The sequence below is a fragment of the Pseudomonas fluorescens Q2-87 genome, assembly GCF_000281895.1.
Lineage (GTDB): Bacteria > Pseudomonadota > Gammaproteobacteria > Pseudomonadales > Pseudomonadaceae > Aquipseudomonas > Aquipseudomonas fluorescens_S.
Genome location: NZ_CM001558.1, coordinates 3192856 through 3206069, shown reverse-complemented (window position 1 = coordinate 3206069; position 13214 = coordinate 3192856). Strand labels below are relative to the sequence as shown.

12 protein-coding genes are annotated in these 13214 nt (G+C 62.4%); 3 read left to right on the top strand and 9 right to left on the bottom strand.

The genetic code is table 11. From position 1 onward, the window contains the following. The first annotated feature begins 38 nt into the window (after positions 1–38). Entirely contained in the window at positions 39–2795 is a 2757-nt protein-coding gene (metC, locus tag PFLQ2_RS13580) for a cystathionine beta-lyase (protein ID WP_003181945.1), read from the top strand. Positions 2796–2853: 58 nt separating this feature from the next. Here the strand turns inward: metC and PFLQ2_RS13585 are convergent, their stop codons facing one another. The 8 genes from PFLQ2_RS13585 to PFLQ2_RS13620 form a co-directional block, all read right to left on the bottom strand. Continuing rightward, a complete protein-coding gene (locus tag PFLQ2_RS13585) occupies positions 2854–3723 on the bottom strand; it encodes an AraC family transcriptional regulator (protein WP_003181944.1) in 870 nt (289 codons plus the stop codon). Positions 3724–3846: 123 nt separating this feature from the next. Next, a complete protein-coding gene (locus tag PFLQ2_RS13590; RefSeq protein WP_003181943.1) occupies positions 3847–4926 on the bottom strand; it encodes an ABC transporter ATP-binding protein in 1080 nt (359 codons plus the stop codon). 30 nt (positions 4927–4956) lie between these two features. Continuing rightward, entirely contained in the window at positions 4957–5910 is a 954-nt protein-coding gene (locus PFLQ2_RS13595; protein WP_003181942.1) for an SIS domain-containing protein, read from the bottom strand. Positions 5911–5934: 24 nt separating this feature from the next. Beyond that, positions 5935–6810, bottom strand: a complete 876-nt coding sequence (locus PFLQ2_RS13600; protein WP_003181941.1) for a carbohydrate ABC transporter permease — start codon at positions 6808–6810, stop codon at positions 5935–5937. Beyond that, positions 6810–7715, bottom strand: coding sequence for a carbohydrate ABC transporter permease (locus PFLQ2_RS13605; RefSeq protein ID WP_003181940.1), 906 nt, complete (start codon positions 7713–7715; stop codon positions 6810–6812). Before PFLQ2_RS13605 ends, PFLQ2_RS13600 begins: the two co-directional genes overlap by 1 nt. Then, positions 7715–8977 carry an extracellular solute-binding protein gene (locus tag PFLQ2_RS13610; protein ID WP_003181939.1) on the bottom strand — a complete coding sequence of 421 codons (1263 nt, stop codon included), beginning with the start codon at positions 8975–8977 and terminating at the stop codon, positions 7715–7717. The genes PFLQ2_RS13605 and PFLQ2_RS13610 overlap by 1 nt, the downstream gene beginning before the upstream one ends. 49 nt (positions 8978–9026) lie before the next feature. Then, on the bottom strand, positions 9027–9956 hold the full coding sequence (locus PFLQ2_RS13615) for an N-acetylglucosamine kinase (RefSeq protein ID WP_003181938.1): 930 nt from the start codon (positions 9954–9956) through the stop codon (positions 9027–9029). Next, positions 9953–10753, bottom strand: a complete 801-nt coding sequence (locus tag PFLQ2_RS13620; protein WP_003181937.1) for a DeoR/GlpR family DNA-binding transcription regulator — start codon at positions 10751–10753, stop codon at positions 9953–9955. The genes PFLQ2_RS13615 and PFLQ2_RS13620 overlap by 4 nt, the downstream gene beginning before the upstream one ends. Before the next feature lie 132 nt (positions 10754–10885). Between PFLQ2_RS13620 and PFLQ2_RS13625 the strand changes: the two genes are divergently transcribed. Further along, positions 10886–12166, top strand: a complete 1281-nt coding sequence (locus PFLQ2_RS13625; protein ID WP_003181936.1) for a D-tagatose-bisphosphate aldolase, class II, non-catalytic subunit — start codon at positions 10886–10888, stop codon at positions 12164–12166. Positions 12167–12217: 51 nt separating this feature from the next. Here the strand turns inward: PFLQ2_RS13625 and PFLQ2_RS13630 are convergent, their stop codons facing one another. Further along, on the bottom strand, positions 12218–12511 hold the full coding sequence (locus PFLQ2_RS13630; protein ID WP_003181935.1) for a hypothetical protein: 294 nt from the start codon (positions 12509–12511) through the stop codon (positions 12218–12220). 175 nt (positions 12512–12686) lie between these two features. Between PFLQ2_RS13630 and PFLQ2_RS27790 the strand changes: the two genes are divergently transcribed. Next, complete coding sequence (locus tag PFLQ2_RS27790; RefSeq protein ID WP_033046035.1) at positions 12687–13031, top strand: cupin domain-containing protein; 345 nt, start codon at positions 12687–12689, stop codon at positions 13029–13031. Positions 13032–13214: the final 183 nt, after the last annotated feature.

The following is a 13214-nucleotide window of genomic DNA, read 5'->3' as shown; positions in this document are numbered from 1 at the left end:
TCACATTTGTGCCATTTCATTTTTCCAGCGGGACTTCCATGAGCCAGACCATAACGCCCGGGCAATTGCAGCAGTGGTTGTTCGACGGGCAAGAAATCGCCCTGTTTGATGTGCGCGAGCACGGCCAGTACGGCGAAGCCCACCTGTTTTTCGGGGTGAACCTGCCTTACAGCCGTCTGGAGCTGGAGGCCCTTCGCCTGGCGCCAAACCTCCAGGTTCGGTTGGTGATTTATGACCAGGATGGCGGCGGCCTGGCTGAGCGCGCGGTCCTGCGCCTGGAAGCGCTGGGGTATGCCAGCGTGCACAGCCTGGCCGGTGGCGCGCAGGGTTGGCAGGCTGCCGGTCATCAGCTGTTCGCCGGTGTGCATGTACCGTCCAAGGCGTTTGGCGAGAAGGTCGAGGAGGCCCGGCACACGCCGCATGTCACCGCCCGCCAACTGGCCCAATGGCAAGCCCGGGGCGAACCGCTGGTGATCCTCGACGGCCGACCGTTCGAGGAGTACCGCAAGATGACCATTCCCGGTTCGATCTGCTGCCCCAACGGCGAGCTGGGTTATCGCGTGCACGACCTGGTGCCGAACGAGCAGACGCCCATCGTGGTGAACTGCGCCGGTCGAACCCGCAGCATCATCGGCGCCCAGACGCTGATCGACCTGGGGCTGAAGAACCCGGTCTATGCCCTGGAAAACGGCACGCAGGGCTGGTATTTGGAAGACTTCCAGCTGGAGCATGGCAGCGACCGTCGGTACGCCGATGAAGTGTCGCAAAGCAGCCTGCCGACGCAGCGCCTCGCGGCAGCGCGTTTGGCTGAGCGCGCCGGTGCGCCGACTGTTGCGGCAGCGCAGGTCGAACAGTGGGCGAGGGAGGCGCGGCGCAGCCTGTTCCTCTGTGATGTGCGCACCGCCGAGGAATTCGTCGCCGGCACGTTGCCGGGGGCGCAACACACGCCGGGCGGGCAGCTGATTCAGTCCACCGATCTTTACATCGGTGTGCGCCAGGCCCGCGTGGTGCTGTTTGACAGTGACGGTGTACGGGCACCGATCATCGCCGGCTGGCTGCGGCAGTTGGGGCATGAAGCCTATGCATTGGCGCAAGGCGTGGACAGTGGCCTGGCGTTGCCGGCTGCGAAGCTCGTCTTGCCTGAAGCGCTGCCCCTGATCAGCGCCCAGGCCTTGGCCGATGCGCTGAAGGATGAGGCGGTTGCATTGATCGACCTGCGTCCGAGCATGGCCTACCGCAAAGCTCATATAGCAGGGGCTCGCTGGTCGATCCGACCGCTGTTGGCTCGTGCCCTGGCAGGTGAGCGACGTCCCGTGGTGCTGGTGGCGGACGATCCCCGGCTGGCCGCATTGGCCGCGCTGGAATGGCCCGAGGCGTCGTTCAGCGTGCTGGACGGCGGATTTGATGCCTGGCGTGGGGCAGGGTTCGCGGTGCGGGAAGGGGCTGGCACGCTGGCGGACGAACAATGCATCGACTTCCTGTTCTTCACCCATGATCGCCACGCTGGAAACAAGGATGCAGCGCGACAGTATCTGGCCTGGGAGATCGGCTTGCTGGCGCAGATGAACGACGACGAAATAGCCAGCCTCAAGCCCTTGCATCCGCCCCATCGCAAGCCTGCCGGCGAGCGAGTCCGCACCCGCCTGGTCCATGGGGCGCGGCCCGAGAACGGCAACGGCGCGCGGTCAGTCAATGTACCGGTCAGCCGTCTGAGCACGGTGCTGTTCGACAACCTGGCGCAAATGCGCGACGCCCGCTCACGGCGCGACAGCGAGCGAGTGCTGACCTATGGCGCACGGGGCAATCCCACCGCGTTTGTCCTGGAAGATCTGGTCACTGAATTGGAGGGCGGCTACCGCACCCGCTTGTTCGGCACGGGGCTGGCGGCGGTGGCACAAACGTTCCTGGCCTATTTGCGCCCCGGCGACCACGTGTTGATTACCGATGCGGTGTATTCGCCGGTACGGCGCCTGGCGCGGGACTTTCTCGAAGCCTTCGGCATCGAAGTCAGCTACTTCGCCCCCGATGGCAGCGACTTGCCCGGGCGACTGCAAGCCAACACCAAAATGGTCTACACCGAAGTCCCCGGTTCGTTGCTCTACGAACTCTGCGACCTGCCGGCCATCGCCGCCCTCTGCAAGCCGCGCGGCATCCTGTTGGCGGCGGACAATACCTGGGGATCGGGTGTGCTGTACCGGCCACTGGAGTTGGGCGCGGACATCTCGATCATGGCGCTGACCAAATACCTCAGCGGCCACAGCGACGTGGTCATGGGCAGCGTCTGTACCCGCCAGCAAGCCTGGCCGGCCTTGGCGGCCATGAGCGACACCTTCGGCAACACGGTGAGCCCGGACGACGCCTACCTGGTACTGCGCGGCGCCTGTACGCTGTTGCCACGCTTGGATTTACACGAGCGCCAGGCATTGGAAGTCGCCCAATGGCTACAGGCGCAACCGCAGGTGAAGCGGGTGTTTCATCCGGCGTTTCCCGAGCATCCCGGCCATGCGCTGTGGCAGCGGGATTTCAAAGGCAGTAACGGATTGCTGTCCTTCGAGCTTCGCGAAGCCGACGATGCATACCTCGAGCGCTTCATCGATGCGTTGCAGCTGTTTGGGTTGGGGGCTTCCTGGGGCGGCTATGAAAGCCTGGTGACCGTCGCCGAGACCAGGGATCGTGACAGGACCGAGGACCGGGCGTTAAATCCTGTGGTGCGGCTGCATATCGGCTTGGAGGATGTCGACGCGTTGGTTGAGGACCTGCACAATGGGTTCGCGGTGGCTGACGCGGCCCCTTAATGCGTAACTGAGCCGTCGCCACCGCGAGCAGGCTCGCTCCCGCAGATTGTTTGCTCCGCTATTGCAGCGGCACATACACATCGGTCTGCCATTGATCCTGCGGCGTCTCGGGATACACACTCAGGTAATGGAAGAACAGCGGCTGGTCCCGCAGTTCTTCTCCACTGGCAGGCAGCCAATCGCGGTAGACCGGATAGATCGTTTCGCCGATGTGATCCGGTGACCCCGCATGTCGCACCACGGCGTAGCGACCGCCAGCAATGATGCGTTCATGCACGCCGGACGCATTTGGCGCCACGGCCTCATGAATCTCGCCACAGATGGCGAAGCGAAACGCATGCGCCGGTGTTGTATCGGGGTTGTTGAACGGAATGCCAAAGGTCCGGCTCGATACCACCGGCGACTGTCCGCTGTGCATGCGCCACTCGACAAACTTGCGCACGCTTTCATTGACGAGCCCGGTGGGCCCGCAATGCTCAAGGGCAGCGACCCTGACTTCAGGGAATTGCACGATTCGTACTTGCATGATGATCGTCCTGGAAAAATGAGGGATGGCGAACACCGCATTCCAGACCTGCCAGTTCGGTTCCTTGCGAAACGCACTCGGCGTCATGCCAAACGCCCGCCTGAACGCCCTGGAAAAGGCCTCGGGACTTTCAAAACCGGCATCGGACGCAGCGTCCAGTATCGAATGGTCAGCGAGCGCAGCGAGGCGATGTGCCGCCCGTCGTAGCCGCATCAGCTGCACATAACGGGAGACTGGCACGCCGACGAACCCGGTGAACTGTCGGTGGAAGTGAAAGGCCGAAAAATTCGCCACTTGGCTCAACGCCTTTACCGACAGGTCGCCTTCGAGGTTGTCATCGATATAGGCGAGCACAGCGTCGAAGCGTTTGGTGTAAGCAGAGTGGGTCGGCATGTCAGGCACTGGTAAAGGCTCTTGGAGGTACGGTCGGCAATAGAGTCGACTATACCGGCATGGACGCGCCTAGCCGGGTTTGCTCAAGATTGATTTTTCCCGCCCGGCAGTATCGCTGCCCGTACTATCGCTTCAGTCAACCCGCATCCCACTGGCCTTCTCGAACACGTGCAACTGCTCGCAACGCCCATGTAACGTCACCTGGTCGCCCAATGCCAGGCTGTCGCGCCGTGACAGTGAGGCCATCACCTGGGCCCCGCATGAATGCCCGTAGACATGGCTGTCGGCGCCGGTTGGCTCGATCAGTTCCACGCCCAGTGGCAGCGAGAACGTTGCGCCTTCCAGCGCCGCCAGGGTCACATGCTCGGGTCGGATGCCGACCACCACCGGCGTCGAGGGCAGCCGATCGATGTGCCGGCCGAGGGCGATCCTGTGGCCACCGACCCGCACGAACGACAGCGTACCTTCATGCTCCAGCGCACCCTCGATCAGGTTCATCGCCGGAGAGCCAATGAAGGTCGCGACGAAGAGGTTGACGGGACGGTCGTAGACCTCGATGGGCGCGCCGACTTGTTCGATGCGCCCGGCGTTCATCACCACGATGAGGTCGGACATGGTCATGGCCTCCATCTGATCGTGGGTCACGTAGATAGCAGTCGTGCCGAGCCGGCGTTGCAGCGTGCGGATTTCAATGCGCATCTGCACCCGCAGCTTGGCGTCGAGGTTGGACAGCGGTTCGTCGAACAGAAACACCTGGGGCTGGCGCACGATGGCCCGGCCCATGGCGACGCGCTGGCGCTGGCCGCCCGACAAGGCCTTGGGGTAGCGCTCCAGGTACGGCGTGAGGCCGAGCAGGGCGGCGGTTTCCCGCACGGCCTTGTCGATGCGTTCGGGCGACTCCTTGCGCAGATGCAGGCTGAAGCCCATGTTCTGCGCCACCGTCATGTGCGGATACAGCGCGTAGTTCTGGAACACCATGGCGATGTCCCGGTCCTTGGGCGAGAGGGTGTTGATGACTTTGCCATTGAGCTCAATGGTCCCGGCACTGACGGTTTCCAGTCCGGCGATCATTCGCAGCAGCGTTGATTTGCCGCAGCCGGACGCCCCGACCAACGAGACGAACTGACCGTCGGCGATGGCCAGGTCGATGCCGTGCAGCACCGCAATCGCGCCGTAGTTTTTTTGCAATTGTTGAATGTTGACCGTTGCCATTGGGAAACCTGCCTGTGTCGGAGCCGCAATTCAGGAAAGGCGCACAACCTTGGTCAGGTGGCGCGGTGCGGTGCTGTCCAGATGTTTGTGCTGGGCCAGGCGTTCGCCGAACAATTGCAACGCCGGCAGGATCGCCAGGCTGCGGTCCAGGCCCTGCTGGCCGATGCCGATCGAAAGATCGCCCGGACCGCCGAAACCGATGACTCGCGCACCCTTGGCTTGCAGTTCGGCGCACAGCTGGCTTTCTTCTTCAAACGTTTCGGGGCTGTAGATCAGCACCACGCAGGTTTTTTCGTCGACCAGGCTGACTGGCCCATGGCGGTACTCCAGCGGATGGAAGACTTGGGTGTAGGTCAGGCTCATTTCCTGCAATTTCAGCGCGCCTTCGCTGGCCAGGCCGTAATAGGCGCCGCCGCCCAGGTACACGAAGTGCGAGCGCGAGAGCAGATCGCTGTTGAGCTGACTGTCGAGGCTGCGCATCGCTTGTTCGGCGCTGGCCGCAATCGCCGGGTCGAGCTCCACACCGGCCAGACGCAAACCGAGCAGCAGCATCAGGCTTGCCGAGCTGCTCATGACGATGCCTTCGAGGGCGTGTGTCGGGGCAAACAGTACGTGGTCGCTGTTGCGCGCCAGGCTGCTGTCGGCTTCGCAGGTGATGCCCAGGGTTTCCAGGCCCCGTGTGCGGCTGGCATCGACGGCCTGCACGGTTTCGGTGGACTCGCCGCTGCGCGACAGGGCGATCACCTTCACGTCCGTTGTGGTGGCCAAGTAGGCCGCTGGGCGCCGGGCCCATTCTCCACCCGGAACGGCGATGGCGCGCTTGCCGTTGAGGTTCAATGCACCGGCGACGGTTTGTGCCAGGTAGTAGGACGTGCCGCAACCGACCACCACCGTCGTGGCAGCCGTGAAGTCCGGCAGTGGCTGAGTCAACGCTGAAGTCCAAAAAGGAAATTGCTCAACGATGACCTGTTCAGTGATGTTCATGGGGCAGTCCTTTCAAGAGAGGGTTTATTTGGTCGCGCCGGCAATCAGCCCGCGCACCAGGAAACGGTTGAGGAAAATCACCAGCAGCACCGGTGGCAGCATCGCGATCACGCCGGCGGCATTCATCAGGCCGTAGTCGACGTAGTTGCGGGTGACGAATTCAGGAATCAGCACGGTCAGCGACTTGGTCGCGAGGGACGGCGAGAACACCAACGGAACCATGAACTGCCCCCAGGCGCTGAGGAACGTCAGGATCGCGGTGGCGATCAGGCCTGGCGCCGCCAGGGGCAGGACGATGCGGACCAGGGTGTAGGTGCGACCCGCGCCATCCAACCACGCCGCTTCTTCCAACGATACCGGCAGCGACTGGTAGACGCTGCGCATCAGCCATAGGGCCAGCGGCAAGAAGGCGGAGACGTAGATCAGCGTCACGCCCAGGTAGGTATCGATCAGTTGCAGGCTGATCATCAGGCGGTACAGCGGAATCATCACGGTATACGCCGGCACCGCCATGCTCGCCACCACCAGTGCGAACAACAGGTCGCGACCGGGAAAGCGCAGGCGCACAAAGGCGTAGCCACCGAACGCAGCCGCCACCAGGGTCAACAGCGTCGCCGCCACCGAGGTCACCAGGCTGTTGATGAAGGCTCTGGAAAATTGCGGCCACACCGATTGCACTTCGTTACCCTGGGACGAACTGCTGGCGCCGAACAACTTGGCGAAATGCTCCAGGGTCGGGTGCTGTGGCCACAGATGCAGCTGGCCACTGAGCATCTCGCGCGGGTCGGTGAAGCTGGTGATAACCGCCCAATACACTGGGCCCAACGACCACAGTACGAGCGCCAGCAACGCCAGGGCGAACCCGGCCTTGCCCAGGCCTTCGAAGAAATATCGGCGCATCAGTCGAACCTCGTTTCGCGGTAGACCTTGAGCACATAGACCATCGATACCAACAGCGAGGCGATCATCGCCAGCACCGACAACGCCATGCCATAGGAGAACTTCAGGTTCTGGAACGCCGACATGTACACCTGGATGATCAAGCTACGGGTGTCCAGGCTCGCGCCGTTGAGGATCCACGCTTCATCGAACAGGTTGAAGGCGAACACCGTCGACTGGCTGAGGGAAATGGCCAGTCCACCGGCAATCAGGGGCAGGGTGATCATGCGAAAGCACTTGATGCGCCCGGCGCCGTCGAGCTTGGCGGCTTCATACAAGTCGCCAGGAATCGCCTGCAACGCCGCGAGCAAAATGATCGCGGTGAGCGGCAGCATGCGCCATACGTGGACCAGGGAAATCAGCAGCAACGCGGTGTGATGGTCGTTGAACCACACTTGGTTTTCACTGATCAGCCCAATGCCCTTGAGCAGGTTGTTCAATACGCCGTAGCTAGGGTTGTAGATCCACAGCCAGACCAGCGCATTGACCACCGGCGGCAAGCACCAGGGCAACACCAGGATCGCCAGCAGCCATTGGCGGCCATGCCGTACCTTGTTCAACAGCAGCGCGGCAGCCAGGCCCCCGAGGGTTTCCAGCACCACCGCCAGCACGACGTAGACCAGGGTGTTCCAGGTGGCGTGCTGGACGTTGCTGTCGGTCGCCAGGTTCTGGTAGTTGAGCAGGCCGACGAAGGGCGTCCCGGGGCGCATCGGGTCTATCCGATATAGGCTGTCGAACACCGTGGCCAGCAGCGGCACGAAGACCAGGCTGGCCATCACCAGGATGATCGGCAGCACATACGCCAGGCCGAGCCAGGTTTCACCCGGTGTGGGGCGCAAGCGCTCCCTGATGGAGGTCAATGTCATCACGGCTGCATCGCGCTCTTGGCTTCTTCGGCAATTTGCGCCACGGCCTGGGCCACGGTCAGTTGCCCCTTGGCGGCCTGGTTCAGGGCACTGGACACCGCACTGGTGAATTGCGGGTACCAGACGGGTGTGCCTTGCTTGAACAGTGGATCGACCAGCGTGGCCTGTTGCAGGATCACGTCACCGCTCTTGAGCTTGCCTTCGCTGTTGAGCTGCTTGAGCACGCTGGTGCGGGTGGGCAGGTTGCCAAGGGTCTTGTAGCTCTCGATCTGGTTCTCGGGTTTGATGAACCAGTTGATGAAGGTCCTGGCACCGTCTTTGTTTTTTGCCGTGGCGGGGATGCCCATGGCTTCCGGCAGGCCGATAGTGCGCGCGGTTCCGGTGGTGCTCAGCATCAACGCGGCGGCGACGTGTTCGGCCACCTGGGATTTGCTCGGGTCGCTGTAGACCGCGACGTTGCCGGCCCAACCGGCGAGGTCGAACGAGGCGTCACCTTTCTTGAACAGCTCCTGCACCTCGACGTCCTTGAGGCCGGTCGCCGCTGGGCTGATCAGACCTTGCTTGAGCGCTTCGATTTCAAACGCCATGGCCCGGTAGCCGGCCGAGTCGGGCTTGATGAATTGCGGTTCGAATTGCTCGTTGAACAGCTCACCGCCAAACACCTTGGTCAGCAGATACCAAGCGGTGGCGCTGCCTTCAGTGGCGGACAAGGGCAGGGCGATCGGGTATTGCGTGATGTTCTTGGCCTTGATCGCCTTGGCGTCGGCCAGCAACTGCTCAGGCGTGGTGGGTGCAGTCTTGATACCCGCACGGTCGAGGTGGTCGCGGTTGTAGATCAGCACCCGGAAATCGTTGGCATAGGGCACCGCCAACAGCTTTCCCTCAACCATGAAGAATTTCGCCGAAGGGATGTCCGCCAGGGTCGCGGCGTCCACGGCATCGTTGAGCGGCAGGTACCAGTTGGCGGCGCCAAATTGACCGACCCATGACCAGTCCACTTCCGTGGTGTCGGCCGGTGGGCTGCCGGCAATCATCGAGGTGGCGACCTTGGTCAGGATCTGGTCCCAGCCCAGCGTCTGCGTATCCAGCGTCACGCCGGTCTCGCTGGCGAGGCGGTCGGTCATGCCCTTGGGCAGGGTGCCCCAGGGCGGCAACAGCACTTCAGTAATGCTGGTGGCGGCGGCGGCCAGCGGTACCAAAGTCGGGACCGCAAACGACAACGGCAACAGCGCGAGCGATGCAAGCAAATGGCGTCGGAGCATGGCAAAACCTCTTCATCGGGAAAGGGGAGGTTGACGGCAGTGCAAGGGGCTAACGATTCAGCGACAGTTGTTCGATCCAGCGCTGGTCGGGGTTCCATCCCGCGTTGTGAGCGGCGCGCCACAAGGCGCCACCGATGGGAGGCAGGCGGGGTGGGCAGGCGACGGCGCCAATGCGACGGCGAATGCCATCGAGCATCGGCGTGTGGGCGAAGACACCCCCGGCGTAACTCCAGGTCGCCGGCCCGCTCAGGCCCAGTCGGCGCCAAGCAGTGTTGATGTGTTCGGCCAGGTGCGCTGCGGCCTCGTCCATCACTGCGATTGCCGCAGCATCGCCGGCCACCGCCGAGGTCGACACGCATTCGGCCAGGGCCGCCATTGAGGCCCGGCGATTGGCTAGGCCGTAGACCCAATCCGCCAGTTGATCGGGGGCCAGGCCCAAGTGATCGAGCAGGGCCTGGGTCAGGTGTGGCTGATAGGCGCGGCCGTCGAGGCTGCGGCTGGCAAGGGTCAACGCTTGCCGACCGATCCAATAGGCGCTGCCTTCGTCACCGAATACATCGCCCCAACCGCCGACGCGTAGATGCTCGGCACCGGGCTGGTTACGGCTGGCCCAGGCCATGGAACCGGTACCTGCGAGAATCAACACGCCTGCGCCTTGCCCGGCGAATGCACCGTCGAAGGCTATGCGCACATCGTTTTCTACAAGGACCGGGCAGGACAATGCGCGTTGCGCGGTGTCGCGCTGGGCGATGGAACATTCGGCCAGTTCGCCATGCATCGGCAGCCCGAGCACGGCGGCGGCCAACGGCAGCCTGGCGGCCGCTTGCAGCAGTGCGTGCAACTGAGCGGACCACTGTGGATTGGCGATCGGATCAAGTCCGGCCGCCGTTTCACAGTGCAGCACCCGGCCCTGGCGATCGGCTACCGTCACCCGGGTTTTCGAGCCGCCGCTGTCCAGCCCCAACACGCAATCATTCATGCCTGTACGTCCCGGGCGGCAATGGCTTGGCTGGAGGCTTGCAACGTGGCGCAGCCCTGTTCGTGCAAGCGCGCCCACCAACTGGCAGACAACTGTTCGTCACTGATCACCGTCAGGTTCTTGTCCAGCGGGGCAACACGGTAGGTGAGGCGCTGATCGAACTTGCTCGAGTCCGCCAGTAGCAGGGTTTTGGCGGCGCGGGCGAGCATCTTCTGGTTGAGCTGCGCTTCACTGGCATCGAGGCTGTAGATGCAGGCATCCGGCGCGATGGCACCGGCACCGAGGAACAGTTGATCGAACCACAAATTTTCGATCATCGCTTCGGCCAGGGCCCCGACCATCGATGCGTTCTCTGCCCGCAACTGCCCACCGAGCAGGACGATCTTGATGCCCGGTGTGTTCATCAACACTTGAGCGACGTTCAGGCAGTTGGTGAACACCGACAGCGGCATCGGGTCCAGGCGCAGGCGGCGGGCCAGTTGCAGCACCGTGGTGCCCGCGTCGAGGAAGATGGTCGAGCCCGGCGCGATCTGCTCGTAGGCCAGTTCGGCAATGGCGCGCTTGGCGAAAAGGTTCTGGTTTTCCCGCAGGTCGAAGGCCACCTCGACCCCGGCGCTTTTGGCGATACGCGCACCGCCATGGGTGCGGTGAATGGTGCCGTCGGCCTCCAGACTCAGCAGGTCCCGGCGCACGGTCGCCAGGGATGCATCGGCGACTTCGGCGATGGTCTGGATAGTGCTTTCGCCATGGCTGTAGAGGTGCTGACAGATCAGTGAAAGGCGCTCGTCTTTAGTCACTTGGGCTGCTCATTAGTGATTCATAGGAATGAAATATAGAGCCAAAAAAATCACTGTCAATCAAAATAATGATTGAAGTTGATCGTTTTCCTCTCGTATGGTGATCTCCCACGTCATCGAGAGGCACTGCTCATGCAAGGTCATTATCTTCAAAAACTGTCAGGTGCCCACGGCCAAGGCCGCGCCATCGGCATTACGTCGGTGTGTTCGGCACACGCCCTGGTCATTGAAGCGGCGTTGCGCTGCGGCCAGGCCGGCACGGCGCCGGTGCTGATCGAGGCGACGTGCAACCAGGTCAACCATGAGGGTGGCTATACCGGCATGACCCCGGCGGACTTCCGCCGCTTTGTGCTGGAGATTGCACAGCGCGTGGGTTTCGATCCGCAGCGCTTGATCCTCGGCGGCGACCACCTGGGGCCGAATCCCTGGCGCCACCTGCCGCCGCAGCTAGCCATGCTCAACGCCGAACGCATGCTGGAAGCCTACGCCCGGGCAGGTTTCAGCAAGATTCACCTTGATACGAGCATGGCCTGCATGGGCGAGAGCGATCCGCTCGACGGCGCGCTGGTGGCCGAACGTGCGGCACGCCTGGCGGCCGTGGTCGAGCGAACGGTGAACGATGCCGGCCTGCCGTTACCGTTCTACGTGATAGGCACCGAAGTGCCGGTGCCGGGCGGCGCCTCGGAGAAGGTTGAGGACCTTGAGGTGACCACCCCGCAATCAGCCTTGGAAACGATCGCACTGCATCGCCAGGCTTTTATCGCCCAAGGCCTCGACAGCGTGTTTGCGCGAGTCATTGGCTTGGTAGTCCAGCCTGGTGTCGAGTTCGGCAATGAGAACGTAGTGGTCTATCAACCTGAAAAGGCCCGGGCCCTCAGCGCCATTCTTCAGGGTGAGCCGCAACTGGTATTCGAGGCTCACTCCACCGACTACCAGCCAGCCAGCGCGCTGCAGCATCTGGTGCGCGACGGCTTTGCGATTCTCAAGGTCGGCCCCGGCCTGACCTTCGCCCTGCGTGAAGCGCTCTACGCGCTGGACCACATCGCTGCCGCGCTGCGCTCAGTGCCGGAGCAAGAAAGCCTGCGCAGGACCATGGAGTCACTGATGCTCGCTGAACCGCACTACTGGGATCACTATTACCACGGTGACGACGCCGCATTGCGCGTGCAGCGACACTTCAGCTACAGCGACCGCATCCGCTACTACTGGCCGTTTGCAGCGGCGAGTCGCGCGGTGGAGGAGATGTTCCTGGCCTTCGGTGATGAGCCGATTCCTGAAACGTTGGTGAGCCAGTATCTGCCGCTCCTGTACCCGCAGGTGGCGAGCGGACAGGAAAGCAGCACGGCACGTGAGCTGGTATTGGCGGCGATTGGGCAGGTGTTGGGGCAGTATCGGGAGGCGTGCGGGGGGTAGGCGACTGCCCAGCGGGGCCTGTGCGCTCAAGGGTTCGGTCCGGGTCGACCGTTACCCGCATTCAACCCAAACGCGATACCTGATATGCCGATCAAACGAGTCTTCCGGGTTTTCGTAAGCTTCGAGTTTTTCCAGGAACCCCGATTGTTCAAGGCTAGCCAGGTCTTCAAGGGTCCATTCAGAAGGAAATTCGCTGGAGAAGTCCTTACCCAGATGTTCAACCCAATGATCAACCGGGAAGGGGAGGTAACCGATCCACTCCGATTGATAGGTAATCTCGTCGGAGTCGCTTCCAATCACCCTGGCGTCGATCGTGTTCTTAATCGTTTTTTGACGTTCATTCATGGTGTTCGACCTGGCTCTCAGGGCCGGTGGCATGTGGCTCCGACTGGAATTATAAATAAAGAAACGGCTAGGTGGTGTTTTCCCGTTTTCGACCCTTGGTCGCCTCACGCCTCGTCACAGCCTCGCGAGCGTCTAGATTCTAGTCAGAGCCCGGGCGTGCAGAGAGGTGTGCAGGATGAGCAACGAAGGAAGGGTGCCCGAGACGAAAGGGGTTACGGTGCAGTTACTTGAATCGATTGACCTGGGGCCGGAAATCGAGGGAATGGCAGGGCGCCAACTTCGAATGCGTAAGGTGACCATCGAGCCTGGAGGCGTCTTCGGGCCGATGCACGACCACAAGGACAGGCCCGGCACTGTCTACATCTTGCAGGGAACGATTACTGACCATCGAAATGGAATCGCCACGGACTACGGACCAGGCGTGGGCTGGCCCGAGGACAGGAACACCACACACTGGCTTGAGAACAGAGGCGCCATAGCGGCGGTGGAAATCTCGGTCGATATCGTCAGGCAAGAATAGGTTTTGGCTTGAGTGCTGGCCCCATCCCAACCGACAGCCACAAGTCGCCTACAATCATTAGCGTATCTGGCCTCGCACGCCGCCAGACGACTTCTTGCGCCGAGTCGCTTTCAGGACGGGTTTTGTCGTCCACGTGCAATCGCCAACCCCCGGGAGTGGCAAGCTGTAAAGATGCCCCGGATC

Excerpts from the sequence above, each read along its gene's own strand:
- metC (WP_003181945.1), top strand. The coding sequence starts at position 39 with ATGAGCCAGACCATAACGCCCGGGCAATTGCAGCAGTGGTTGTTCGAC.
- PFLQ2_RS13590 (WP_003181943.1), bottom strand. The coding sequence starts at position 4,926 with ATGGCAACGGTCAACATTCAACAATTGCAAAAAAACTACGGCGCGATT.
- PFLQ2_RS13595 (WP_003181942.1), bottom strand. The coding sequence starts at position 5,910 with ATGAACATCACTGAACAGGTCATCGTTGAGCAATTTCCTTTTTGGACT.
- PFLQ2_RS13600 (WP_003181941.1), bottom strand. The coding sequence starts at position 6,810 with ATGCGCCGATATTTCTTCGAAGGCCTGGGCAAGGCCGGGTTCGCCCTG.
- PFLQ2_RS13605 (WP_003181940.1), bottom strand. The coding sequence starts at position 7,715 with ATGACATTGACCTCCATCAGGGAGCGCTTGCGCCCCACACCGGGTGAA.
- PFLQ2_RS13610 (WP_003181939.1), bottom strand. The coding sequence starts at position 8,977 with ATGCTCCGACGCCATTTGCTTGCATCGCTCGCGCTGTTGCCGTTGTCG.
- PFLQ2_RS13615 (WP_003181938.1), bottom strand. The coding sequence starts at position 9,956 with ATGAATGATTGCGTGTTGGGGCTGGACAGCGGCGGCTCGAAAACCCGG.
- PFLQ2_RS13625 (WP_003181936.1), top strand. The coding sequence starts at position 10,886 with ATGCAAGGTCATTATCTTCAAAAACTGTCAGGTGCCCACGGCCAAGGC.
- PFLQ2_RS13630 (WP_003181935.1), bottom strand. The coding sequence starts at position 12,511 with ATGAATGAACGTCAAAAAACGATTAAGAACACGATCGACGCCAGGGTG.
- PFLQ2_RS27790 (WP_033046035.1), top strand. The coding sequence starts at position 12,687 with ATGAGCAACGAAGGAAGGGTGCCCGAGACGAAAGGGGTTACGGTGCAG.